Source organism: Microbacterium sp. CCH5-D1 (genome assembly GCF_001557335.1).
GTDB lineage: Bacteria > Actinomycetota > Actinomycetes > Actinomycetales > Microbacteriaceae > Microbacterium > Microbacterium oxydans.
The window spans coordinates 1-24,689 of the sequence record NZ_LSJW01000007.1 but is presented as its reverse complement, the minus strand read 5'-3'; the positions used below and the strand labels follow the sequence as shown (position 1 = coordinate 24,689).

Here is a 24,689-nt window from a genome sequence, read left to right as displayed (position 1 = left end):
CGCATCCGTGCTCACATTCCCCGACGGCTTCCTCTGGGGTGCCGCGACAGCGGCCCACCAGGTGGAGGGCAACAACACCACGAGCAACTGGTGGGCGATGGAGCATGCTCCCGACTCGCCCATGGTGGAGCCCTCCGGTGACGCTGCCGACCACTTCCACCGCTACCCGGAGGACATGCGGCTGCTCGCCGAGGCGGGGCTGAACTCCTATCGCTTCTCGGTCGAGTGGGCGCGGATCGAGCCGGAGCGCGGGTTCATCTCGCGGGCGATGCTCGACCACTACCGCCGCATGATCGACACGGCGCGTGAGAACGGACTGGACCCCACCGTCACGCTCATGCACTTCACGGTGCCGCAGTGGTTCCAGAAGGACGGCTTCTGGCGCGCGGACGACGCGGTGGATCTGTTCTCCCGCTACGTCGAGACCGTGCTGCCGATCCTCGACGGCGTCGACTACGTGTGCACGATCAACGAGCCGAACATCGCCGCGATGCTGGCCGGGGGAGAGGACGCCGCGAACCTCGTCGCCTACGGCCTCCCGAACCCTGACCTCGCCGTGGCCGACACCCTGCTGGACGCGCACCACCGCGCGTCCGAGATCCTGCACTCGGTGCCGGGAGTCAAAGCCGGATGGACGATCGCCACACAGGCGTTCCACTCCACAGGTGAGCCCGGAGCCGACGAGATGCTCGCCACGTACGGCGATCCGCGCGACCACTGGTACCTGGAGCAGTCGGCCGGAGACGACTTCGTCGGCGTGCAGGCATACACCCGCACCTTCATCGGCCCGGAAGGTCCGCGTCCGGTGTCGGACGACGTCGAGACGACGCTCACAGGCTGGGAGTTCTTCCCCGATGCGCTCGAACTGGGCGTGCGCAGCGCGTGGGAGCGCAGCGGTGGGGTACCGATCCTCGTGACGGAGAACGGCATCGCGACCGCCGACGACACCCGACGCGTCGCCTACACGCAGGGAGCGCTGGAAGGCCTGCACCGCGCGATCGCCGACGGCATCGACGTGCGCGCCTACCAGCACTGGAGCGCGCTGGACAACTACGAGTGGGCCAGCGGCTTCCGGCCCACGTTCGGGCTGATCGGCTTCGACCACGAGACCTTCGAGCGCTCGCCGAAGCCGTCGCTGGCCTGGCTCGGAGAAGTCGCCCGCCGCAACGGTCTCTGAGAGCGCACAGCTGACCCCGCCACGGATGCGCCCCCGGCATCCGCGGCGGGGTTACCCTCGGGTCATGACGAACGCGAAGCACGCGACACGGGGCGAAGAGACACGGTCAGACACCCTCCGGTCGGCCGCGGCAGGCTTGAGCGCGTCGTTCCTCGCCGTCGGGCTGGCAGAGCTCGTCGCCGCTGTGGTCGAGCCGAGTGCGAGCCCGTTCGCGGTGATCGGGAGCGGACTCATCGACCTCGCACCGAGCTGGGCGAAGGACACCGCGATCGCGCTGTTCGGCACCGGCGACAAGGTGGCGCTGATCGTGGGCATCGCCCTGGTGCTCGTGGTCGTCGCCGCCCTCGCCGGCATCCTGGAGCGGCGACGGTCCGGTATCGGAGCGGTCATCCTCGGCGCACTCGGTGTGCTCTCGGTCGTGGCCGCGATGATCCGTCCGGGCGCTGGACCGTTCGCCTGGCTCCCGGGTCTCGTCGCCGGACTCGTCGCGGTGATAGTGCTGCGTCTCCTCGTCGCTCGACTGCGTCCGGTCGCGGGCCTTGCGCCCGACGGTGAAGACCGCAGGCGGTTCCTGGTGTGGACCGCCGGAGTCGCCGCAGCGGGTGCCGTCGCCCTCATCGTCGGTAATGTCGCGCGCGGAGCGAGCCGATCGATCGAGGCGGTCCGCGACGCCCTGCGGCTGCCGAAGGCAGCCAGGACGGCGGCCGCGGTCCCTGCCGGCGCGGAGCTCGACATCCCCGGTCTCGCCACGGTCGTGACCCCGAACGCGGAGTTCTACCGCATCGACACGGCACTGATCGTCCCTCAGGTCGACCCCGCCGACTGGTCGCTGCGCATCCACGGCATGGTCGATCGCGAGGTGCGCATCACCTGGGACGAACTGCTCGCCATGCCGCTGCAGGAGGCGGACGTGACGCTCGCCTGCGTGTCGAACGAGGTGGGCGGATCGCTCATCGGCAACGCGCGCTGGCTGGGGCTGCCGATCCGCGAGCTGCTCGCGCGTGCGGGCGTCGACGCGGAAGCGGACATGGTGCTCTCCACCTCGGCAGACGGCTTCACGGCGTCGACGCCGCTCGAGGCGCTCACCGACGATCGGGACGCTCTGCTCGCGATCGGCATGAACGGCGAGCCGCTGCCGATCGAACACGGCTTCCCGGTGCGGATGGTGGTGCCGGGGCTGTACGGCTACGTGTCGGCCACGAAGTGGGTCACGCAGCTGGAGGTCACGAGGTTCGACCGCGCCACGGCGTACTGGACGAGCCGCGGCTGGTCCGACCGCGGGCCCATCAAGCTGCAGTCGCGCATCGACGTCCCGCGCCGCGGACAGTCGATCCCGGCCGGGGACGCGGTGATCGCGGGAATGGCGTGGCAGCAGCATGTCGGGGTCGCCGGGGTGGAGGTGCGCATCGACGAAGGGCCATGGCGCAGGGCGGATCTCGCCACCGCGATCTCCGCCGACACGTGGGTGCAGTGGAGCCTCGACTGGACCGCCGAGAGCGGTTCGCACACCATCGAATGCCGGGCGCTGAGCGCCGACGGCGAGACGCAGACCTCGGATCCGGCCGCCCCCGCACCCGACGGTGCGCAGGGATGGCACCGCATCGACGTCTCCGTCGCCTGAGCGCGAAACCACCTCTCGTGCGGCACCTAGAATTGCTCCATGCCCGCAGGCGATTCCTTCTACATCACCACGCCCATCTACTACCCCTCCGACGTGCCGCACATCGGTCACGGGTACACGTCGGTGGCCGTCGACACCCTCGCGCGGTGGCACCGCCAGGCGGGCGATGACACCTGGATGCTGACGGGTACCGACGAGCACGGTCAGAAGATGCTGCGCGCCGCCGCGGCGAACGGGGTCACTCCGCAAGAGTGGGTCGACAAGCTCGTCAGCGAGAGCTGGTTCCCGCTGTTGGAGACCCTCGACGTCGCGAACGACGACTTCATCCGCACCACGCAGGAGCGGCATGAGACGAACGTGCAGACGTTCTTCCAGCGCCTGTACGACCGCGGCTACATCTACGCGGGCGAGTACGAGGCGCTCTACTGTGTGGGCTGCGAGGAGTTCAAGCCGGAGTCGGAGATCGTCGACGGCACCGGACCCTTCGAGGGCCTGAAGGTCTGCGCCATCCACTCGAAGCCGCTGGAGCTGCTGCAGGAGAAGAACTACTTCTTCAAGCTCAGCGAGTTCCAGGACCGGCTGCTCGAGCTGTACAAGACCCAGCCCGACTTCGTGCGCCCCGACTCGGCGCGCAACGAGGTCGTGTCGTTCGTGAGCCAGGGACTCAAGGACCTGTCGATCTCCCGCTCGACCTTCGACTGGGGAATCCCGCTGCCGTGGGACGAGTCGCACGTCATCTACGTGTGGGTCGACGCGCTGCTCAACTACGCCACGGCCGTCGGGTACGGCTCCGACGAGGAGACCTTCGCGCGCCGCTGGCCGGCGTACCACGTGGTCGGCAAGGACATCCTGCGCTTCCACGCCGTGATCTGGCCCGCGCTGCTGATGGCGGCGGGACTCGACGTGCCGAAGGGCGTCTTCGCGCACGGCTGGCTGCTGGTCGGCGGCGAGAAGATGTCGAAGTCGAAGCTCACTGGCATCGCGCCGACCGAGATCACCGATGTCTTCGGCTCCGACGCGTACCGCTTCTACTTCCTCTCCGCGATCGCCTTCGGCCAGGACGGCTCGTTCTCGTGGGAGGACCTGTCCGCTCGCTACCAGGCCGAGCTCGCGAACGGCTTCGGCAACCTCGCCTCGCGCACGACCGCGATGATCGAGAAGTACTTCGAGGGTGTCGTGCCGCCGGCGGCCGAGTACACCGAGAAGGACCTCGCGATCCAGAAGATCGTGGCGGATGCCGCGTCGAACGCGGATGCGGCCATCGCGAACTTCCGCATCGACGAGGCGATCTCGGCGATCTGGACCATCGTGGACGCGCTCAACGGGTACATCACCGCGAACGAGCCGTGGGCGCTGGCCAAGCAGGCGAACAGCGGCGACGAAGAACAGCGCGAGCGTCTCGCCACCGTGCTCTACACCTGTGCCGAGGGGCTGCGTGCGCTCGCCGTGCTGCTCTCGCCGGTGATGCCGCAGTCGACGGAGAAGCTGTGGATCGCCCTCGGCGCCGCCGAGACCCTGGGCCGTCTGCAGGACCAGCCGATCCGCGAGGCCGGAGCCTGGGGCGTGCTGCGCCCCGGCACCAGCGTCAACGGCCTGGCGCCGCTGTTCCCGCGGGTGGAGTCCGCGGCCTGAGCGATGTCGGGTACGTATGTGCAGCGCCGTGACGGTGACGGACGCAAGGATCTGAGGTATCCCGCCGCGCCCGAGCCGCTGGCCGTTCCGGTGTACGACAACCACGCGCACCTGGAGATCGTCGACGGCGACGAGCCGCTGAGCCTCACCGAGCAGCTCGACCGCGCGGCGGCCGTTGGCATCGCCGGCGTCGTGCAGGCCTCGGGCGACATCGAGTCGTCCCGGTGGGCGGTCGAGGCCGCGGAGTCGGATCCCCGCGTCCTGGCCGCCGTCGCCATCCACCCGAACGATGCCCCGACGTACGCGGAAGAGGGCCTGCGGGGTGGCGTGGGCCTGGACGAGGCCATCGAGGTGATCGACGAGCTCGCCGCGCACCCCCGCACCAGGGCGATCGGCGAGACGGGGCTCGACTTCTTCCGCACAGAGCCCGAGCGCCGCGCGCCGCAGTTCGCCTCGTTCGAGGCGCACATCGCGCTCGCGAAGAAGCACGGCATCGCGATGCAGATCCACGACCGCGACGCGCATGAGGCCGTGCTCGAGACGCTCTCCCGTGTCGGCGCCCCGGAACGCACGGTGTTCCACTGCTTCTCGGGCGACGACGCGATGGCCCGCCTCTGCGCGGACGCCGGTTACCACCTGTCGTTCGCCGGCAACGTGACGTTCAAGAACGCGCAGAACCTGCGGGATGCGCTGAAGGTGACGCCGCTCGATCGCATCCTCGTCGAGACGGATGCCCCGTTCCTCACTCCCGTGCCGCTGCGGGGCCGCCCGAACGCGCCTTACCTCGTGCCGATCACCGTGCGTTTCATGGCCGCCGAGCTCGACATCGAGGTCGACGAGCTGTGCGCCCAGCTGGCCGAGAACACCCTGCGGGTCTACGGCTCGTTCGCCGACTGAGTTTCGGGTTCCACGTCTTCGGGCGCGGTCTCGGCGACGGGCTTCGCGCTCACGATCTGCGAGATCGGCTTCCACACCAGCAGCAGGGTGAGGGCCGCCCCGACGAAGGCGAACCACCAGGGCGCGGTGAGTCCCCACACCTGGGCGATCACGCCGCCGAGCGCCTGCCCGACGACCATGCCGCCGAACACCCCGACCATGTTCACGGAGGCCACCCGGCCCTGCAGCTCGGCGGGCACCAGACGCTGTCGCACGGTCGTGGAGATCGTGCCCCAGACGAACGCGTACGCCCCGAAGAAGAACATGATGATCAGCGCGACCCATCCGACGGTGGTGAGGGCGAACGCCAGGTGCATGAGCACCTCGAGCGACAGCACGACACGCATCAGGGTGGCGAAGGAGACGTGTCGCTCCAACCAGCCGAAGCTGAGCGTCGCGAGGATGCCACCGGCCGCCGACGCGGTCGTGAGGGCGCCGTAGCCCACCGCGCCCATCTGCAGGTGCTCCGTCGCGTAGAGCACGAGCACGCCCCAGGGCGCCGCCCAGGTGATGTTGAACACCAGGATGATGAGCACCAGCATGCGCACGGGCGGGTTGCGCCACAGCCAGCGGAGCCCCTCGGCGATGTCGGTGTGCACCGGCGTGTGCTCGTCGGTCGCGCGCGGCGGCACCGGGGTGCGAGCCATACGGGAGATGAGCACGACCGCGAGGCTGACGCACACGACTTCGAGCAGGAACGGCCAGGCGGTGCCGGCGGCGAACAGGAAGGCGCCCAGCGGCGGACCGGCGAACTGGTTCGCCACCAGGTATCCGGCCTGCAGGCGTGCATTGCCGATGCCGAGGTCGGCGGGCTTCACCAGCATCGGCAGCAGCGTGCTGCCCGCCGTGTCGACGAAGACCTCGGCGGTGCCGTAGAGGAAGGCCACAGCGAGCACGATCCAGATGTTCGCGACGCCGGTGATCAGGAAGACGCACAGTGCGAGGAGCACGACAGCCCTGGCGGCGTTCGCGAACATGACCAGGCGGCGTCGGTCGAAGCGGTCGGCGATCGCTCCCGCATGCAGGCCGAACAGGAGCCAGGGGAGGAACTGCAGGATCGCGCCGGCCGCCACCAGGATCGGCGACGAGGTCATCGATGCGATCAGCAGGGGAGCGGCCGCGAGCGCGACGCCGTCACCGACGTTGCTCGTCCACGACGACGCGAGCAACCATCGGAAATCGCGGCCCATGCGACGGGGCGCGACGAGTTCTCCGAGGGAAGGCACCAGAGAAGACTACTGAGGAGGGGGGACATCGGAGTGTGGGGGAGAATGGGGGGATGACCGTCACCCTGCTCGGCGCCTCCGAGATCCGCCGCCTCGCCGCCGAGCTCGACGTCACCCCGACGAAGAAGCTCGGCCAGAACTTCGTCACCGATGCGAACACCGTGCGCAAGATCGTGCAGGCCGCCCGTGTGCAGCCGCACGAGCGCGTGGTCGAGGTCGGTCCGGGTCTCGGCTCCCTGACGCTGGCGATCCTCGAGACCGGCGCCTCCGTCACGGCCGTCGAGATCGACCACCGACTCGCGGCCCGGCTCGCGCAGACGGCCGCCGAGCACGGTGTCGAGGCCGACCGCCTCACGGTCGTCGATGCGGATGCGCTGCGCATCACCGAGCTCCCCGGCGAGCCCACCGTGCTGGTCGCCAACCTCCCCTACAACGTCTCGGTGCCGGTGCTGCTGCACTTCCTCGAGAACTTCGCGTATCTCCAGCGCGGCGTGGTGATGGTCCAGGCCGAGGTCGCCGAACGGCTGGCCTCGAAGCCGGGCTCGAAGATCTACGGCTCGCCCAGCGTCAAGGCCGCCTGGTACGGCGAGTGGAAGCTCTCCGGAAACGTCTCCCGCCAGGTGTTCTGGCCGGTGCCGAACGTCGACAGCCTGCTCGTCGGCTTCGACCGGTCCGAGGGTGAGCGCGGCACGGAGGAGGAGCGCCGTCGCACGTTCCAGATCGTCGATGCGGCCTTCAACCAGCGCCGCAAGATGCTGCGTCAGGCACTGTCCGGGATCTTCGGCAGCTCGGCTGCCGCCTCGGAGGTGCTGACCGCCGCCGGTGTCGCACCAACGGCTCGGGGCGAGGACCTCACGGTTGAGGACTACCAGCGCATCGCGCAGCACGCTCCCGCGCTGGACGTGCTCTCCGACGATGTCGCTTCCACCCAGTAATCTGGCACCGTGACCGACTCCCCCCGCTTCCGTCCCGATGTCCCCGAGCTGCACCGTCCGTATGCCGCGGACGAGAGCCGCTACCAGCAGTTCGCCTACCGTCAGGTCGGCACGTCCGGCCTGTACCTGCCCCCGATCTCGCTCGGGCTGTGGTGGAACTTCGGCGACAACATCCCGCTCGACAACCAGCGCGCACTGCTGCGCCACGCGTTCGACCGCGGCATCACCCACTTCGACCTGGCGAACAACTACGGCCCGCCCTACGGCTCCGCCGAGAAGAACTTCGGCCGCATCTTCGCCGAAGACCTCCGCCCCTACCGCGACGAGCTGATCATCTCGTCGAAGGCCGGCTGGGACATGTGGCCCGGCCCGTACGGCGACTTCGCGAGCCGCAAGTACATCCTCGCGAGCGCCGAGCAGTCGCTGACGCGGATGGGCCTCGACTACGTCGACATCTTCTACTCCCACCGTGTCGACCCGGTCACCCCGATCGCCGAGACGGTCGGCGCGCTCGACACGCTCGTGCGCCAGGGCAAGGCCCTATACGTCGGTATCTCCTCCTACAGTGCGGAGCGTACGGCCGAGGCCGTGGCCGTCGCCAAGGAGCTCGGCACCCCGCTCGTCATCCACCAGCCCGCGTACTCGATCCTGAACCGCTGGGTCGAAGACGGACTGACCGACACCCTGGAGCAGTCGGGCCTCGGCGCGATCGCGTTCACCCCGCTGGCTCAGGGCCTGCTCACCGACAAGTACCTCGGAGACGGCACGGCCGAGCGTGCGCAGAAGCGCGGCTCGCTGCCGGAGGGCCGGCTCACGGACGAGGCCGTGCAGACCCTGCGTTCGCTGAACGAGGTCGCTCAGGGGCGCGGCCAGTCGCTCGCGCAGCTCGCACTGCAGTGGACCTTGCGCAGCCCCGTCGTCGCCTCGGCGCTGATCGGCGCCTCGCGTCCTAAGCAGCTGGATGAGAACATCGCGGCCGTGAACGGTCCCGACTTCACGACCGAGGAGCTCGCCCGCATCGACGAGCTCGCCGGCGCCATCGACGTCAACCTGTGGGCGAAGTCCTCGGAGCTGTGACCCGATCATGAGCCATGCCGCGTTCGCCGATTCCGTGCACGTGCGCGCCCCGGGGAAGATCAACGTCTTCCTCGGGGTCGGCGGCCGGCACGACGACGGCTATCACGCGCTGGCGACGGTCTTCCAGGCGGTCTCGCTCTACGAAGACGTGATCGCGCGCCCCGCCGACGACTTCTCGGTGACGGTCTCCGGAGTGGAGGACATCGAGTCCGTGCCGCTGGACGACCGCAACCTCGCGATGCGCGCGGCCAAGCTGCTCGCCGTCGCGGTGGATCATCCGGGCGGGGTGGCGCTCGAGATCCGCAAGAGCGTGCCCGTCGCCGGCGGCATGGGGGGAGGGTCGGCGGACGCGGCAGCCGCCCTCGTGGCGTGCGATGCGCTGTGGGGCACCGGGCTGTCGCAGGCCCGACTGCACGACCTGGCCGCGCGTCTGGGTGCCGACGTGCCGTTCGCGCTGCACGGGGGAACGGCTGTGGGCACGGGGCGGGGAGACCAGCTCAACCCGGCACTCGCCCGCGGACGCTTCGACTGGATCCTGGTGCCCAGCGAGCAGGGGCTGTCGACGCCCGTGGTGTACGAGCGCCTCGACCTGCTGCGCGAGGACGAGGGCGCCCTGGCCGACGACCCGCAGCTGTCGCTGGACGTGCCCATCCCCGTGCTGCAGGCGCTGCGTTCGGGGGACCCGGCCCAGCTCGCCGACACCCTGTTCAACGATCTGCAGGCCGCGGCGCTGTACGAACGGCCCGACCTCGCCGAGACGATCAGCCTCGGGGTCGCCGCCGGTGCGCTGCAGGGCATCGTGTCGGGCTCGGGGCCCACGATCGCGCTGCTCTGCCCCGACCCTGAGACGGCGCAGGACGTGCAGTCGTCCCTGCGGGAGAACGGGCTCGACCCGCTGCACGTGCACGGCCCCGTGCCGGGTGCCCGCATCATCGGCTGAGGATCGCGTGCCGGCTCAGTCGGCTTGCAGGAGCGCGCTCACCCGATAGGGGATCACTTCGCGCAGGAACAGGCTCGTCGACGTGCGGAGAATGCCGGGGCACAGCCGGACGACCTCGGCGACGCGGTAGAGGTCGTCGGGGTCCTTCGCGACGACACGCAGCAGCAGGTCGGTGTCGCCGGCGGGAGCGAAGCACTCCAGCACCTCGGGGACGCGACTGAGCGCATCGATCGCGTCCGTGATCTGATGCTGATCGAGTTCGACCAGGATCGAGGCCGCGACACCGCGCCCGAGGGCCTGCGGCAGCACTCGCGAGCTGTGCGCACGCAGGTATCCTCCGGATTCGAGGCGATCCAGTCGAGCGTGCACGGTGCCGCGGGCGAGGCCGAGATCCTGGGCGATCAGGGCGACCGGACGGCGGGGGTCACCGTCGAGCACGGTGAGGATCCTGCGGTCGGTCGCGTCGAGGTTGGCCATTTCGATCACCGTCGCCTTCTGTGCGGAGTCACGATTGATCGGATCGTTCAATCAGAAGTCACTCTATGGTCTGAATGATTGCATTGTGGTCAAATGGCTGTCAGATACGCACGATGTCGGCCACGAGCGGACATCACGCGCACCCGAACGACAGGCCACGAGCCTCACGACCAGGGTGCAGAGGGCGACGGGCCACGAGCCTCGACCGGCCCCGTCCCTGCAGCCGCCTCGTTCAGCAAGGGGGCGGGGCGGGCGCACTCTCCGGATGTCAGAGCCGTGTGCGTCTCAGTCGCGGGGGACCAGCAGCCGCAGCTGCACCATGGCCGAGAACCGGGCTTCCGGGTCGGCGAGGTCGAGTCCGCTGATCTCCGACAGGCGACGCAGCCGGTAGCGGAACGTGTTGGGATGCGTGTAGACGCGGGCTGCGGCGACGGCCACATCTCCGAACGCGTCGAGCCAGGCGCGCAAGGTCTCCACCAGGTGCGTCCCCTTCTCCCTGTCCTGCGCCAGCAGCTGCGCGACCGGACCGGTGGGCTGATCGCCCCTGGCGCGGACGAGGTCGGCGAGTTCGACCAGCAGCGCCTCCATCTGCACCGAAGTGAACCGTGCGACCGGTTCGCCGGAAGGCGCCTGACGGACCACGCGCAGAGCGCGGTCGGCATTCGCGCGCGAGGAAGGGATGTCTGCGACCGCCTCCGCCACCGTGCCGACGCCGATGCGGATCTCAGCGGTCGCGCCGAGCCGGCCCAGGAAGTCCGTGGCGACGCGCGCGGCGCGGCTGTCCGCGTCGGGATGCTCCGATCCGGGATCGGCATCGCCCTGCTCTGGGCGGATCCCGACGACGGCGTACACGACATCGCCGATCACGGCCACAGCCGAGCGGAGGTACACGGCCCCCAGGTGCACGGCGAACGCGTCGGCGATCCGCTGCCTCTCCGCGACACCTCGTGCCCCGGCGGAGGGCTCGTCGTCGATGTCCTCCGTGGCGGACACGGCGAGCACGACGCACCGATGATCGCTCAGGCGCAGACGAGCCGTCGCATCCGCAGCCCCCGGCCCTCCCTCCAGGATCGTGGAGAGCAGGTCGGCGCGCAGTCGGCGCTCCACGTCGGCGCCGGCGCGCAGACGCAGCATGTGCAGGGCCACAAGCCCGGCAGAGTCCTTCAGCGCTCGCACGCGGTCGGGCGAGAGCGGTTCCTGCACAGCCGCCCAGATGGATCCGAGGATCTCGTCGCCCGCACGCACGGCCAGCGCCACGCGAGGGAACGACGGCAGACCCTCGGTGTTGGACACCGGTCCGACGTGGATCGGATCCTCGCTGCGGTACAGCTCCTGGAAGACGCCGCGCTCCTCGAGCTGCCGCGCGAACCGTTCGGGAACCTGCCGACCGAGCACCGTCTCGATGCGCGCCGGATCGGCCTCGTGCTGGCGACCCGAGAACGCGACGACCCGCGAGTTGCGGTCCTCGATCGTGACCGGTGCGTTCAGCAGCGTGGCGATCGCGTTGGCGAGGGCGAAGAGGTCGCCGGAGGGCATGCCGCCCAGCGTCGTCGTTCCCTGATCGCCGACGTCACCCTCGGCGATGAGCGAGCGCAGCATGGCAGCCAGTTGCGCCCACGACGCCCCGCGGGTGAGCGCGAGCACCGGGATGCCCGTGGCCTCGGACGCATCGCGCACCGGTTGTTCGGCCCGCACCGGAGCGCGCAGCACGAGGGCGGAGGCGTGCTGGGCAGCAAGGTTCTGCAGGAGTTCGGCGATCTCATCGGGATCGCTCAGCCCGACACCGAGCACGAGTGCCCCGCGCATCGGCATCGTGTCGTCGAGGACGTCGTGGATGACCACGGTCTCGATCTCGGCGTCGTCGTCGGCCGCACCGCTCACCACCTCGAGCAGGGTGTTGCCGAGGTCTTCGATGACCCGGCCGAGGCTGGCGCGGGGCCTGGTCGTCACGGACATGAGCACAGCGCCCAGGCTAGGGGGCGACCACGGGTGGGGGAGCTGTGGGGCACGACGAAATCGTATCGACTCTTGGTCGATCTCGACAGGATCGTCGTGCCCCGCACGGGCCGTCAGCCGGCTCTCAGAAGGTGATCCACTCGGTGCGGACCGTCACGGCGTCCAGCGCATCAGGATCGGGCGTCACGCCAATTCCCGGACCCGTGGGAACGGTGAGAGTGCCGTCCTCGACGACGAACGGCTCGGTGATGTCGCGCGCGTAGTAACGGCCCGAGCCCGAGGTATCGCCGGGGAGGGTGAAACCGGGGAGGGCTGCGAGGGCGACGTTCGCCGCACGCCCGATCCCGGTCTCCAGCATCCCGCCGCACCACACCGGGATGTCGTTCGCCGCGCACACGTCGTGGATGCGTCGTGCCTCCAGGTACCCGCCCACACGGCCAGGCTTGATGTTGACGATCGAGCAGGCGCCGAGGGCGATCGCGTCCGCCGCGGCCCTGGCCGACACGATCGATTCGTCGAGGCACACCGGGGTGGTGATCGCCCGGGCGAGCTGCGCGTGTCCGAGAAGGTCCTCCTCGTCGAGCGGCTGCTCGATCAGGAGCAGGTCGAACGGATCGAGCTTGGCGAGGTGCCGCGCATCACCGCGGTGGTACGCGGTGTTCGCGTCGACCTGCAGCAGCACGTCGTCGCCGAAGCGCTCGCGCACTGCACGCACGGGGTCGATGTCCCAGCCCGGCTCGATCTTCAGCTTGATGCGCACGTAGCCTTCGTCGAGGTAGCCGCCGACGGCGTCGAGCAACTCGGGGACGGAGTCCATGATCCCGACGGACACGCCGCAGTCGACGCGCTCACGCACCGCTCCCAGCTCGCGCGAGAGCGGAACTCCGGCGGCCCGCAGCTCGGCATCGAGGATCGCCAGCTCGACCGCGGCCTTCGACATGCGGTGACCCTTGAACTTCGCCAGGGCCGGGGCGACGCCGCTCGCATCGAGGTCCTCGACCTGCGCGAGCGCCGGCAGCAGGAACCGGGTGATGACGTCGACGCTCGCCTCCACGTACTCGGAGGAGTACAGCGGGTCGTTCATGGCAACGCCTTCGCCCCAGCCCTCCGCCTCGTCGGTGACGGCGCGGACCACCAGGGCCTCGCGCACGGTCTGCACGCCGAACGACGTCCGGAACGGCGACACCAGCGGCATCTCGATCACGCGCAGCTCGAATCCGGTGAGCTTCATCCCTGTTCTCCTCTGTCGATGGTGTAGGCGCCGGAGCGGTCGAACGAGAGCACGCGCCCTCCACCCTCCAGCGATGATCCGAGCGTCTCGCGCAACGCCAGACGCCATGCGGTCGCCCGCGCGGGTTCGGTCAGGCGCAAGGTCTCGATGTCGCGTGGCAGCGCCACCCGTACCAGGCGCGCGTCGGTGCGATGCCGCAGCGGCCCGAGGTCGCCGCCCACGCTGAGCAGCGGCTCGACGGACATCTCCTCGGCGTTGATCTCCTCGGTGTCGATCTCCACGATCTCAGGCACCGGCCCCCCGTGACAGGCGGCGACCACCCTGGGGTCCCGCACGTACCAGGTCACGAGCATCCGATCGGTGTCGTCCGCCCCGTTGAGCGCATCGGCCATGTGTCCGTAGAAGTTGCGGTGATACGACGTCGGGGTCGCGGCGAGCTTCACGAGGTTGAAGTGCGCATTGCGGCTGATGAGGGGATCGAACGTCCAGGAGATCTCGTCCAGACCCTCCTCGAGCGCCCACGCGCGCTGGTGCACCTTGAGGGCGAAACCGACGCTGCGACCGCGCATCCGCGAGGAGACGCCCGCGATGTGGCTGTGCAGCGCACGCTGCTCGGGAGCGGCGAAGAAGCCGAAGCATGCGCCGACGAGCTCGTCGTGCTCGAATGCTCCGCCCACGTAGCTGCCGGCCTTCGACAGCGCCCGCAGCGTCTCGACGTTCACGGGGGAGGCTTCGCCCTGCTTGGTCCAGATGCTCTGGAACAGCTCGGCGACCAGGGTGAAGTCGTCCACATCCTCCAGCAGGCGGATCTCCACCCCCGCTTTCGACGCGGCGGCGTTCGCGGCATCGGCGGCCTCCTCCGGCGACGCGGGGAAGGCCGCGGCGTCCGTCAGGCTCATGCCCGTCCTCCGTTCCGCGCCGGCGTGCGTTCTCTGACGGCGAGGATCAGCTCCTGCAGCAGCACGATACGCTCCGGGATCAGTGCGACGATCACGTGCTCATCGTCGGCATGGGCGCCGCCGCCGACCGCGCCGAGCCCGTCCAGCGTCGGCACCCCGAGCGCGGCGGTGAAGTTGCCGTCGGACGCGCCGCCGACCTCGACGCCGTGGAACGGAGTGAGACCGGCACGCTCGGCGATCTCGAGCGCCAGCGCGAACAGCGGTGCCGAGGATTCGGGCTCGAGTGGCGGACGATTCGCACCGCCGTCGACGCGTACGGAGGCACCGGGGACGGTGGCAGGGATCGCACGGAGGGCGGCATCCACCCTGTCCTGCTCCGCGACCGTGCGCACGCGCACGTCGACGGCGAACTCCGCCTCGGCCGGCACCGTGTTGGTGGTGCTGCCGGCGCGCAGGAGCGTGGGTGTCACGCTGGTCCCCACCGACTGGTCGCCGAGCCGCGCGATCGCGAGCACGAGGTGGGCCGCCTCGACGGCAGCGCCCATGCCACGCTCCGGTTCGAGCCCGGCATGGGCGGCACGCCCCGTGACATGCACACGGTAGAGCGAGACGCCCTTGCGTGCGATCTTCACGGCACCGCCGTCGGCCGAGGCCTCGAGCACGAGCGCCGCAGCGCAGCCGATCGCCTCCTGCTCGATCAGGGCGCGCGAACTCGGAGAACCGAGTTCTTCATCACCCGTGATCAGGATGCTGATGCCGGTGCGATCGGACAGTGCGGCGACGGCATGCAGCGCCATCACGACGCCCGTCTTCATGTCGAAGCATCCGGGTCCGCGGAGCACACCGTCCTCGGCGGTGAACGGCAACCGCCGCAGCGAGCCGAGCGGCCATACCGTGTCGTGGTGGCCGAGGAGCAGCACGACCGGATCGCCGAATCGCCAGCGCAGATGCGTGCGCCCGTCGATGACGATGCGTTCCGGGGCGACCCCCAGCAGCCTCTCACCGAGGGCGGCGACGACGTCGGCGCTGCGGGAGACGGCTTCGAGGTCGTCCGACGGCGACTCGCAGGAGACGAGGGTCTCGATGTCGGCGAGGACCAGGTCGAGGTCCGCGTCCGCCTGCACGCGCATCACGACACCTTCGGCGCTGCGCGCACACCGTGGTGCAGGTAGCGCTCGCCGCTGGGCAGGGAGTAGAAGACCACAGCATGCCACCCCTGCTCGCCCTCCGGTCGCATCACGAACTCGCCGTGACGCACCGGGACCAGCGGGTGCTCCTGCACCGGATCGGGGAGGAGGGCGGCGAGCGGGCCGTTGAGCGTGGTGCGCATGCGCAGGCCCTCGTCGTCGCGGAAGATCTCGGTACGGACCCCTGAGCGGTCGTAGATGCCCTCGAACTCGGAGAAGTCGTCGGCGAACGGCTCCGCAGGCGGGGTGAGGCCCGCCGGCACGTGCACATCCGCGAGCTCGGAGAAGATCTCGTCGAACAGTTCGGCGTACAGGTCGTGCGTGTTGCCGCCGTTGGTGAGCATCGTCACCGCGAGCTGCTCGTCCGGCAGGATGCGCAGGAACGCCGCCTGGCCGATGGTGTTCCCGTCGTGGCCGTAGAGTCGGCGCCCGTCCCAGTCGAACAGGATCCACCCCACGCCCCAGGCATCGCCGAGGGAGTACGGGTCGGGCATGTCGACCTCCCGCTGCTGCATCCGTCGCACGCTCTCCTCCGACAGCACCCGTGTGCCGTCGGCTGCGAGTCCCCCCGTGAGGTGCATGCGGGCGAAGGCGAGCACGTCGGCGGTCGTGGAGTTCACCAGTCCCGCCGGACCCATCGCGCGCGGGAGCATCCAGGCAGGGGCGAGGGTCGGTCCGTCATCACCCACTTCGGTGTGGCCGCTGGCGGCACGGAACATGATGGCCTCTTCGGGGAGCGTGCAGGAGTGCGTGAGACCGAGGGGCGTCATCAACAGGTCGCGCATCGCCTGGTCCCAGCTGGTACCCGTGATCTTCTCGATCACCCGACCGGCCAGCACGAATCCGGAGTTGCAGTACGACATCGTGGCACCGAGCGGGTGGTTCTGCGCGATGCCGTCGAGCAGCGCGACGTACTTCTCCAGGGTGTCGTCTCCGCGGCCGGTATCGGTGAACACGTCGCCGTCGATCCCGCTCGTGTGGTTGAGCAGGTGACGCATCGTCACGGTGCGGGTGACCTCGGGATCCGACGAGGCGAACTCCGGGACGTACTCCACGATCGGGGTGTCGAGGTCGAGCCTGCCCTCGTCGACGAGCTTCATCACCACCGAGGTGGTCCACACCTTGCTCATCGAGCCGATCTGGAACACCGAGTCGTCGGTGGTCTCGATCCCCGTGCGCACGTTGAGTATGCCGTGGTGCGCATACACGGGCTCCTCCCCGAGACGGAGGATGCCGAGGGTCGCCCCGGGAACCTTGTGCGCCTCGGCCAGGGCGCTCAGTCGCTGCTGCCAGTGCCGGGCGTCGAGTCGTGCGCGCACCGGCTTCCCCGCTGGCGGGGCGTACTGCTCCACCCAATCGATCACCCGCTGCGAGAAGTCGGCGCGGTGCGACGGCGGACCGGAGAGCACGAAGAGGTGCGAGCCACCGGGGTAGAGCACGAGACGGGTCGGCACCCCGCGCTCGCGCAGCGCCGTGAACCACTGCTCCGCCTGACCCACCGGGCAGCGGTCGTCGGCTGCGCCGTGCAGGATCAGCGTCGGCGTCTTCACCTGATCGACCCGCGTGAACGGCGACTGCGCGGAGATGCGCTCCTCGTCGCGCCACGGCAGACCGCCGTTCTCCTTGGAGGAGAGGTAGTGGCCGAAGTCCGACGTGCCGCCCATCGAGAACAGGTCGGTGACGACGCCACCGGCGACAGCGGCGGCGAAGCGGTCATCGCGCGAGGTGAGGAAGCACGTCATGAAGCCGCCGTAGCTGTAGCCCGTGACGGCGAGGCGCGCCGGATCCGCGACGCCTTCCGCCACGAGAGCGTCGATCGGCTCCAGGAAGTCGTTCGCGTCGTTGACTCCCCAGCCGCCGGATACCGCCGAGAAGAACGCGTCGCCGTAGCCGTCGCTTCCTCGGGGGTTGACGGTCAGGACCGCCCAGCCGCGTCGCGTGAGCACCTGGTGATAAGGGTGGGCGATGTCCGCTGCCCCGTTCCAGGCGTTGTGCGGCCCGCCGTGGATGTCGAGCAGGAGCGGGAGCGGGCCAACGGCGTCGGGGTCGCGGCGCAGCCAGCCGGTGACGACCGTGCCGTCGGAGATCGTGAATCGGCGCTCCTCCGCGGGCACGAGCTCGAACTCGGGAGTGCCGTAGTCGGTGAGGGTGCGCGCCGTGCCGTCGGAGAGGTCCAGGAGCGAGACATCGCCGAACGACTCCGGTGTGGCGAGCACGATCGCGGCGGACGATCCTGCGACCGACAGCCCCGAGACGTTCGCGGTGCCGTCCACGAGAGGCGCGGCACCGGAGCCGTCCTGCGCGACCCGGTACACGTGCGAGTAGCCGTTGTCGCGAAGGCAGAACACGATGTCGCCGTCCTCCGTGAACTGCGGCATGCCGCCGGGGTAGCCCGGACCACCGGGCATCACGTTGCGGTCGAGGCCGGCGGTGAGGTTCCGCGGGTCTCCGCCGTCGACGGGGAACAGCAGCAGGTCCGCGTTGCCGACCTCGGTGTCGGTGCGCCCGGCCGCGAGCACGTGGCGACCGTCGGGGGTCCAGCCCACCGCCGTCGCCTGCACGTCGGCGGCGCTGACCTGCACCGGGGGGCTGTTCGGGTCGGTGGACGAGCACACGAGCACGGGGATCCGCATCGTCAGGTCCGCATCGTCCTCGACGCTCGCCGAGTAGGCGATGCGGGTGCCGTCCGGCGACCAGAAGGGCTCGGAGGCGTGCGAGCGTCCACGCGTGAGCACGGTGATCTTCCCGGAGGCGACGTCGAGCACGTGCAGCTGCTGCACGAGAGTGCCGAGGGTTCCGGCGCCATCCGCCTTGTATCCGAGACGGTCGGTGCCGGTCGGAGCCGAACGACGGGCCAGGATGGTGTCCTTGCCCTCTCCGGGGAGGGACGCGCTGTCGACCGGGGCGGTGAAGGCGATGCGTGCACCGTCCGGACTCCAGGCCGCGGCGCCGGCGCCGAGAGGGAGAGCGGTCAGGCTGCGGGCCTCGCCGCCGCCTGCAGGGAGGACCCAGAGCTGCGCGGGTCCGTCCTGCGCCCGCAGGAATGCCAGCTGCGCGCCGTCGGGGCTCCACACGGGGGCAGAATCCCCTGTGCCGTGCGTCAGCGGGGCGGGGGCTCCGCCGGAGGACGCCACCTGCCAGAGCGCGCGGGTGTCGCGGTCGCCGTCGCGGTCGGTCGTCCGCAGCACGTAGGCGATGCGGGTGCCGTCCGGAGACAGCGCGGGCTGCTCCGGTGTGCGGACGGAGAGCAGGTCGTCGACGGTGACGCGGTTCATGAGAGCTCCAATCGATGGTCAGTTCACTGTGTCCGCTGAGAGCGGGGACGGTGTTGTGGTCGCGGCCGAAACCAGGGGGATGCTTTGGGAGGTGGGCACAGTTCCGAGCGCGAGGTCCGCGTGCGTGCCGGCGAAATGGCATGCGGCTCCGGCTGAACCGGAGGGCAGGGGAGGATCCGCGATCACGCAGATCTGACGATCGGGTCGTGCCGCGGGACCGATCGGGCACCGCGGGTGGAACCGACATCCGCTGGGAGGCGCATGCGGGTCGGCGGGCTCCACGTCGACCGGGGCGAGCGGGTCGACCGCCAGCAGGTCGCCGTTCCTGGTGGGCGCCGCCTGCAACAGGTCCCTCGTGTACGGGTGCTGCGGGTCGGCGAGCACCTGCTCGGTGGGGCCGAACTCCACGATCCGCCCGAGATACATCACGGCGATGTGGTCGCTCAGATAGCGCACGACCGAGAGGTTGTGCGAGATGAACAGCATCGTGAGGTCGAGTTCACCGCGCAGCTCCCGCACGAGGTTCAGCACCGAGCCCTGCACCGACACATCGAGCGCCGAGGTGATCTCGTCGGCGATCACGACCTCCGGTCGCGCGGCGAGCGCTCTGGCGAGGGCGATGCGCTGTCGCTGCCCGCCGGAGAGCGCTGCCGGAAGAGACGGGGCGCGGTCGGCGTCCAGGCTCACCAGGTCGAGCAGTCTGGCGACCTCCGCGCGTCGGGCAGCGGTGCCGCGGATGTCGCGGGGGAGCGCCTCGGCGATGGACTCGCCGATCGTCATCCGGGGGTCGAGCGAGGAGAACGGATCCTGGAACACCATCTGGATGGGGCGCCGACGACGGAAGCTCCGCACATCCGCACCGTCGAGAGTGATCGCTCCCTCGCTGATCGGCGCGAGGCCGATCGCCGCGCGAGCCAGCGTCGATTTGCCCGACCCCGATTCGCCGACCAGCCCGACCACGGAGCCGGACGGCACGACGAGGGAGACGTCGTCGACGGCCGTGAGACCGGCGCGGTGCGTTCCGTAGCGCACGCTGACCCGATCGAATCGCAGTTCGCTCATCTCAGGACCGTCTCTTCCTCTTCGGTGCTCATGGCGATGGCCACCGGCACCGGAGCCTCGCCGTCGACCGGGTGCCAGCACGCGACCCGGTGTCCCGCTGCGTCGGCCACCAGTTCGGGGTCGCTCTCGCGGCAGAGATCGGTGGCGAGGGGGCACCGGGCGGCGAACGCGCACCCGACGGGGAAGGCCCCTGGCGCCGGCGGGCGGCCGGGGATCATCTTGAGCGGCTCGCTGCGGTCGGCGTCGAGCTCGGGTACGACCTCGAGCAGTGCCCGGGTGTACGGGTGCCTGGCGTCGGTGTGCAGGGTCGCAGCGGGCAGGTCTTCGACGATGCGGCCCGCGTACATGACGAGCACCCTGTCGCAGGTCTGCGCGACCACGGCGATGTCGTGGCTGATCAGCAGGATCGCGGCATCGGTGTCGCGCCGCACTCCCGCGAGCAGCTGGAGCACCTGTCGCTGCACCGTCACGTCGAGCGCCGTCGTCGGCTCGTCGGCGATGATCAGCCGCGGGTGGTTCATGAGACCCATCGCGATCATCGCGCGCTGCCTCATGCCGCCGGAGAACTCGTGCGGGTACTGGTGGGCGCGGCGGGCGGCCGCGGGCACCCGCACCGACTGCAGGCGCTCGATCGCCCGGTCCATGGCCTGCTTCCGCGTGATGTCCTGGTGCTCGGAGGCTGCCTCGGCGAGCTGCGATCCGATGCGCCTGGTCGGGTTGAACGACGTCATCGGGTCCTGGAAGACCATCGCGAGCGACGTGCCGAGCAGGCTTCGCACCGCCCGATCCGAGCTGGTCAGCAGCGGAGTGCCGCAGAAGTCCAGCTGCGCGGCGGCCACATGGCCGGGACGCTCGATGAGCCGGGCTGCGGCGAGGGCGGTCAGGCTCTTGCCCGATCCGGATTCGCCGACCACGCCGATCGCCTCGCCGCGCGACACGGTGAACGAGACGCCGCGCACCGGGGTGACCCACCCGGCGGCCGTGGGGAAGGAGACGCGCAGGTCGTCGACGAGGAGCACCACTTCTTCACCGTCGACCTGCGCGGGCTTGCTGGCATCGAGTCCGGTCGCTCCGGAGAGCGCGACGGTGGGAAGGCGATGGCGGCGCCGAGCCGACCGTCCGCCCAGGGCTGCAGCCGCCGTCTCTCCGAGGAGGTTGAAGGCGAGGCCGGCGATCACCACGGCCACGGCCGGTCCGAGCGCCGCCGCGGGGTTGAGGTAGATGCGGTTGAGGCCCTCGCCGAGCAGGCGACCCCAGTCGTACTCCGGCACCTGCACGCCCAGACCGAGGAACGAGAGTCCGGCGAAGGCCAGCAGTGCCGAACCGGCCGCGACGGTCGCGTTCACGATGAGCGGCTCGCCGATGTTGGGCAGGACGTGGCGGATGAGGACCCGCAGGCGCGAGACTCCGGCGACCCGGGCGGCGGAGATGAAGTCGCGACCGGCGATCGCCGCCGACAGGGTCTGGGTGAGACGGGCGAACTGCGGCGCCATCGCGAAGCCGATCGCGAGCACGGCACCGGTGGAGCCGACGCCGAAGATGACGGCGAAGAACAGGGCGAGGAGGAGGCCGGGGAAGGCCACGGCGATGTTGACGAAGCCGACGATCGGGCGTCCGACCCATCGGGGGAGCACCGACGGTGCCGTGCCGAGCAGCGTTCCGGCGACCACGCCGATGACCACCGCGACCACGGCGAGCACCACAGAGAGTCGGGTCGCGACCAGTACGCGGGCGAGCACGTCGCGGCCGAGGGCGTCGGTTCCCAGCAGATGCTCCGCGCTCGGTCCCTGCGTGATCGCGGTCGGGTCCACCTGCTCGGCCTGGGCGCCCCAGATCATCGGGGCGAAGATCGCGCCGAGCGTGACGAGCAGGATCAGACCGAGGGCGGTGATGCCGAGGGGCGAGCGGACGATGCCGGACCATGCCGTGCGTGCGGACATCATGCCTCCCTGATGGTGGAGCGAGGATCGAGGAGCGCGAGGATCACGTCGATCACGAGGTTCACGACCAGCACCCCCACGCCGTAGACGAGCACGATGCCCTGCACGACCGAGTAGTCCTTGGTGAGGATCGACTGCACGATCATGGTGCCGAGCCCCGGCCAGGCGAAGACGTTCTCGACCAGCACGGTGCCGGCGACCATCCCCGTCAGGAGCAGTCCGGTGAGGGTGAGGGTCGCGGTCATGGCGTTCGGCAGCGCATGGCGGGAGTAGATGCGGCGCGGCGCGAGGCGCTTGGCCCGCGCGGTGCGGATGAAGTCCTGGCCGAGCACGGAGAGCACCTCGACCCTGATGATGCGTGAGAACACCGCGATCGGGCCGACCGCGAGCGCCACGACCGGCAGCACGAGCGCGAACGGAGCGGTGTTCCCGGCGACGGGGAACCACCCGAGCGACACCGCGAACACGTACACGAGGCCGACAGCGAGGAGGAACTCGGGGATCGCGGCGAGGATGACCGAACCGGTCGCGAACGCCAGCTCCAGCCCGCGTCGGCGACCGCCGCGGGTGGCGACGGCCATGGTCACCCCGAGCGGGACCGAGACCAGCAGCACGAGCACGACCGCGAGCAGGGCGAGCTGGAGAGTCGCGGGGAGCCGGGTGGCGATGATCTCGGAGACGGGCTGGCTGGTGATCATCGAGGAGCCCATGTCGCCGGTGAACAGCCCCCCGATGTAGCGGAAGTACTGCACGATGAGCGGCTGGTCGAGGCCGAGAGCCGCGCGCCGGGCCTCGACGAGCTCGGCCGGGGCGTTCAGCCCGAGCGCCGCGCGCACCGGGTCGCCCGGCACGAGGTGGATCATGAGGAAGGCAGCCGTGACCAGCACCCACACCGAGAGCAGGAACTGCCCTCCGCGCCGGACCAGGAAGGACAACCAGGGGTTGTCCGACCGGGCGGATCTGATCAGTATCGCCTGCGTGGCGGTGGTGCTGGCCATCGGCTGTCTCCGGTCTCCGATTACTCGTACATGCGGATCGACGTGGGGTCGATGCCGTCGCCCTCGGTGAACGTCGCCTTGGTCGCGAAGGTCGACCGGTCGATGTTCGCGTACGGCATGACACTGGTCGTCGCGTACAGGGCCTGCTCGGCGGTGCCCCAGTCGTCGCACCCTTCGCTGCCGGCCTTCGCGGATGCCGCGGTGACGGCCTCCGTGTACTCCGGATTGTCGATCGAGGCGAAGTTGGTGCCGTTCGGCGGCGTCGGGCCCGAGTAGAACGGCACGAGCATGCTCGGCAGCGAGACGGTGAGCGGCGCGGCCGAGATGTCCCAGTCGCCCGTGGAGAACAGGGTCTCGCTCAGCGTGGGCGAGTCCACGGCGGCGACCGTGATGTCGACGCCCAGCTCCTTCCAGGCGGCCTGGGCGAGCTCCGCTGCGGCGTTGCCGGCGTCGCCGAGCTGCGAGGAGTAGATCATGCGCAGGGTCAGCGTCTCGCCGTCTTTGGTGCGCACGCCGTCGCTGCCGGCCTTCCACCCCGCCCCGTCGAGCGCTGCGGCTGCGGCCTTCGCGTCGAACTCGGGCATGAAGCCCTTCAGCACGTCCGCACGGCAGGGGTTCGGCGACACGGTCACGAGCCCGGTGGGCACGCTGGCGGATCCGCTGCCGAGAACCTGGCGCATCTGGTCGAGGTCGAGTGCCTCGAGCAGCGCCTCGCGCACGGCCTGGTCAGCGGTGGGGCGTCCCTCCGCCTGGTTGAAGATGAACTGTCCTGCCGGGGTCGGGATCTCGGTGTGGAACAGCCCGGCGTCCTTGAGGCGCTTGTTGTCCGGACCGATCACGAGGGCGGCGTTGACCTCGCCGGAGAGCAGCAGGTTCGTGGCGGTCGTCTCGTTCGGGATGACGCGGAAGACCACGGAGTCGGGGAGCCCCTTCTGCTTCGGGTCCCAGTCATCGGGGCCCCAGGTGAAGTCGTTGCGACGGGTCAGCGTGTATTGGCTGTTGGGGACGACTTCGGTCATGGTGAACATGCCGGTGGCGCCTTCGCCCTTGGCGAGCGCATCCGGGTCGTCGATCACCGATCCGCAGACGATCGAGATGCTGCCGATGTTCTCGATCAGGAACGAGTCCGGTCGTCCGCTGGTGACGGTCACCGTGCCGGCGGTGTCGTCGCCCACGGCACTGGTGCCCGGCTGCACCTGCAGCCCGACCAGGGGCGAGCCGTTGGCCGGGTCTCCGATGTGGGTGATGTTCGCGGCCACGTCGGTGGCCGTGAGCGGGGTGCCGTCCTCGCACGTGAGACCGTCACGGAGCGTGAAGGTCGCGGTCGTGGTGTCCGCCTCCCAGGAGTTGGCGAGGCCGGAGGCGATGCTGCCGTCCTCCAGCACCTCGACGAGCCGCGCGTACAGGAAGCGGTCGATCGAGCGCGCGACGGACATCACGGTGACGAAGGGGTCGAGGCTGCCGGGATCGGTGGAGATCACCGAGGTGAAGGTCTTGCCGTCGGCGAGCACGCCGTCCGTGGCATCCCCGCTGGGCGGGGCGCCTCCGGCGCAGGACGTCAGGGCGAGCGCCGCAGCGCCGAGCAGCGCGACCAGCGGGGTACGAGAACGCATCAGAAGCCTCCAGCAGTGTTCGGGATGGTGCAGGTGGGTGGTGCAGGGGGATACGGGTCGGGGATCAGCGCGCGCGCAGGTCTTCGACGGCGGCGAAGGCGGCGCGTCCGATCGAGGCGTCCACGAGCGGCTGTCGGTCGCTGAGCGATGCTGCTCGAGTGAACACGGCCACCGCGTACTGACGGCCGTCGGGGTAGGTGACCACACCGGCTTCGTTGCGCCAGGTCGGGAGTGTGCCGGTCTTCGCGGCGATGCGCACCTCGGCAGGGAACCCGGAGGTGAGTCGGTGCGGCCAGATCTGCAGTGCCATGATGTCGCGCGCCTGACGACAGGCCTCCGGTGCGGCGGCGGCGTCGGTCCACAGCGCGTTCAGCACGGCGGTCACCTCGCGCGGCGTGGAGTGCGACGTCCGCAGCGGCTGCACGGCGTCGAGGGCGAGGATCTGCTCCGCGCTCGCTCCGGTCAACAGGTCGTCCAGGTCGCTGTCGGCCGCGCCGCCGAGGTCGG

19 protein-coding genes are annotated in these 24,689 nt (G+C 70.0%); 7 read left to right on the top strand and 12 right to left on the bottom strand.

Annotated features, from left to right (window positions below):
• Window positions 1-7 precede the first annotated feature (7 nt).
• The 4 genes from AX744_RS00465 (at window position 8) to AX744_RS00450 (ending at window position 5,327) form a co-directional block, all read left to right on the top strand.
• Window positions 8-1,177 (top strand): glycoside hydrolase family 1 protein, encoded by a 1,170-nt coding sequence (locus tag AX744_RS00465; RefSeq protein WP_061015083.1) that lies wholly within the window; start codon window positions 8-10, stop codon window positions 1,175-1,177.
• A gap of 64 nt (window positions 1,178-1,241) precedes the next feature.
• Window positions 1,242-2,798 carry a molybdopterin-dependent oxidoreductase gene (locus AX744_RS00460; protein WP_061015082.1) on the top strand — a complete coding sequence of 519 codons (1,557 nt, stop codon included), beginning with the start codon at window positions 1,242-1,244 and terminating at the stop codon, window positions 2,796-2,798.
• Between the two features lie 39 nt (window positions 2,799-2,837).
• Window positions 2,838-4,430 carry a methionine--tRNA ligase gene (metG, locus tag AX744_RS00455; protein WP_058632398.1) on the top strand — a complete coding sequence of 531 codons (1,593 nt, stop codon included), beginning with the start codon at window positions 2,838-2,840 and terminating at the stop codon, window positions 4,428-4,430.
• Between the two features lie 3 nt (window positions 4,431-4,433).
• Window positions 4,434-5,327, top strand: a complete 894-nt coding sequence (locus AX744_RS00450; protein WP_061015081.1) for a TatD family hydrolase — start codon at window positions 4,434-4,436, stop codon at window positions 5,325-5,327.
• Here AX744_RS00450 and AX744_RS00445 read toward each other — a convergent pair.
• Complete coding sequence (locus tag AX744_RS00445) at window positions 5,306-6,592, bottom strand: MFS transporter (protein WP_231728711.1); 1,287 nt, start codon at window positions 6,590-6,592, stop codon at window positions 5,306-5,308. The two genes, AX744_RS00450 and AX744_RS00445, sit on opposite strands and share 22 nt — an antisense overlap.
• Window positions 6,593-6,645: 53 nt before the next feature.
• Here AX744_RS00445 and rsmA point away from each other — a divergent pair, with 53 nt between their 5' ends.
• Genes rsmA through AX744_RS00430 form a run of 3 tightly spaced genes read left to right on the top strand, consistent with a single transcriptional unit; the run spans window position 6,646 to window position 9,544 of the window.
• Window positions 6,646-7,527 carry a 16S rRNA (adenine(1518)-N(6)/adenine(1519)-N(6))-dimethyltransferase RsmA gene (gene rsmA / locus AX744_RS00440; RefSeq protein WP_061015079.1) on the top strand — a complete coding sequence of 294 codons (882 nt, stop codon included), beginning with the start codon at window positions 6,646-6,648 and terminating at the stop codon, window positions 7,525-7,527.
• Between the two features lie 9 nt (window positions 7,528-7,536).
• Window positions 7,537-8,604, top strand: coding sequence for an L-glyceraldehyde 3-phosphate reductase (mgrA, locus tag AX744_RS00435; protein ID WP_061015078.1), 1,068 nt, complete (start codon window positions 7,537-7,539; stop codon window positions 8,602-8,604).
• A 7-nt stretch (window positions 8,605-8,611) separates the two neighbouring features.
• Window positions 8,612-9,544, top strand: a complete 933-nt coding sequence (locus tag AX744_RS00430) for a 4-(cytidine 5'-diphospho)-2-C-methyl-D-erythritol kinase (RefSeq protein WP_058632403.1) — start codon at window positions 8,612-8,614, stop codon at window positions 9,542-9,544.
• A gap of 15 nt (window positions 9,545-9,559) precedes the next feature.
• On the opposite strand, the gene AX744_RS00425 is transcribed toward AX744_RS00430, so the two are convergent.
• The 11 genes from AX744_RS00425 to AX744_RS00375 form a co-directional block, all read right to left on the bottom strand.
• Window positions 9,560-10,021, bottom strand: a complete 462-nt coding sequence (locus AX744_RS00425; protein WP_046749869.1) for an Lrp/AsnC family transcriptional regulator — start codon at window positions 10,019-10,021, stop codon at window positions 9,560-9,562.
• Window positions 10,022-10,306: 285 nt separating this feature from the next.
• Entirely contained in the window at window positions 10,307-11,977 is a 1,671-nt protein-coding gene (locus tag AX744_RS00420; protein WP_061015077.1) for a helix-turn-helix domain-containing protein, read from the bottom strand.
• 124 nt (window positions 11,978-12,101) lie between these two features.
• Window positions 12,102-13,208, bottom strand: coding sequence for an o-succinylbenzoate synthase (menC, locus tag AX744_RS00415; RefSeq protein WP_061015076.1), 1,107 nt, complete (start codon window positions 13,206-13,208; stop codon window positions 12,102-12,104).
• Window positions 13,205-14,107: a GNAT family N-acetyltransferase gene (locus AX744_RS00410; RefSeq protein ID WP_046749715.1), complete on the bottom strand. Its 903-nt coding sequence runs from the start codon at window positions 14,105-14,107 to the stop codon at window positions 13,205-13,207. The genes menC and AX744_RS00410 overlap by 4 nt, the downstream gene beginning before the upstream one ends.
• Complete coding sequence (locus AX744_RS00405; protein WP_061015075.1) at window positions 14,104-15,237, bottom strand: M20 family metallopeptidase; 1,134 nt, start codon at window positions 15,235-15,237, stop codon at window positions 14,104-14,106. Before AX744_RS00405 ends, AX744_RS00410 begins: the two co-directional genes overlap by 4 nt.
• On the bottom strand, window positions 15,237-18,569 hold the full coding sequence (locus tag AX744_RS00400) for a serine hydrolase (RefSeq protein WP_061015074.1): 3,333 nt from the start codon (window positions 18,567-18,569) through the stop codon (window positions 15,237-15,239). The genes AX744_RS00405 and AX744_RS00400 overlap by 1 nt, the downstream gene beginning before the upstream one ends.
• Window positions 18,570-18,587: 18 nt before the next feature.
• Complete coding sequence (locus AX744_RS00395) at window positions 18,588-19,631, bottom strand: ABC transporter ATP-binding protein (protein WP_082738349.1); 1,044 nt, start codon at window positions 19,629-19,631, stop codon at window positions 18,588-18,590.
• Window positions 19,628-21,574, bottom strand: coding sequence for a dipeptide/oligopeptide/nickel ABC transporter permease/ATP-binding protein (locus AX744_RS00390; RefSeq protein ID WP_082738348.1), 1,947 nt, complete (start codon window positions 21,572-21,574; stop codon window positions 19,628-19,630). Before AX744_RS00390 ends, AX744_RS00395 begins: the two co-directional genes overlap by 4 nt.
• Window positions 21,571-22,569 carry an ABC transporter permease gene (locus tag AX744_RS00385; protein WP_058632408.1) on the bottom strand — a complete coding sequence of 333 codons (999 nt, stop codon included), beginning with the start codon at window positions 22,567-22,569 and terminating at the stop codon, window positions 21,571-21,573. The genes AX744_RS00390 and AX744_RS00385 overlap by 4 nt, the downstream gene beginning before the upstream one ends.
• 20 nt (window positions 22,570-22,589) lie before the next feature.
• Window positions 22,590-24,182 carry an ABC transporter substrate-binding protein gene (locus AX744_RS00380; protein WP_061015073.1) on the bottom strand — a complete coding sequence of 531 codons (1,593 nt, stop codon included), beginning with the start codon at window positions 24,180-24,182 and terminating at the stop codon, window positions 22,590-22,592.
• A 64-nt stretch (window positions 24,183-24,246) separates the two neighbouring features.
• Window positions 24,247-24,689, bottom strand: a 443-nt coding sequence (locus AX744_RS00375) for a serine hydrolase (protein ID WP_197429128.1), incomplete at its 5' end; no start/stop codon positions are given.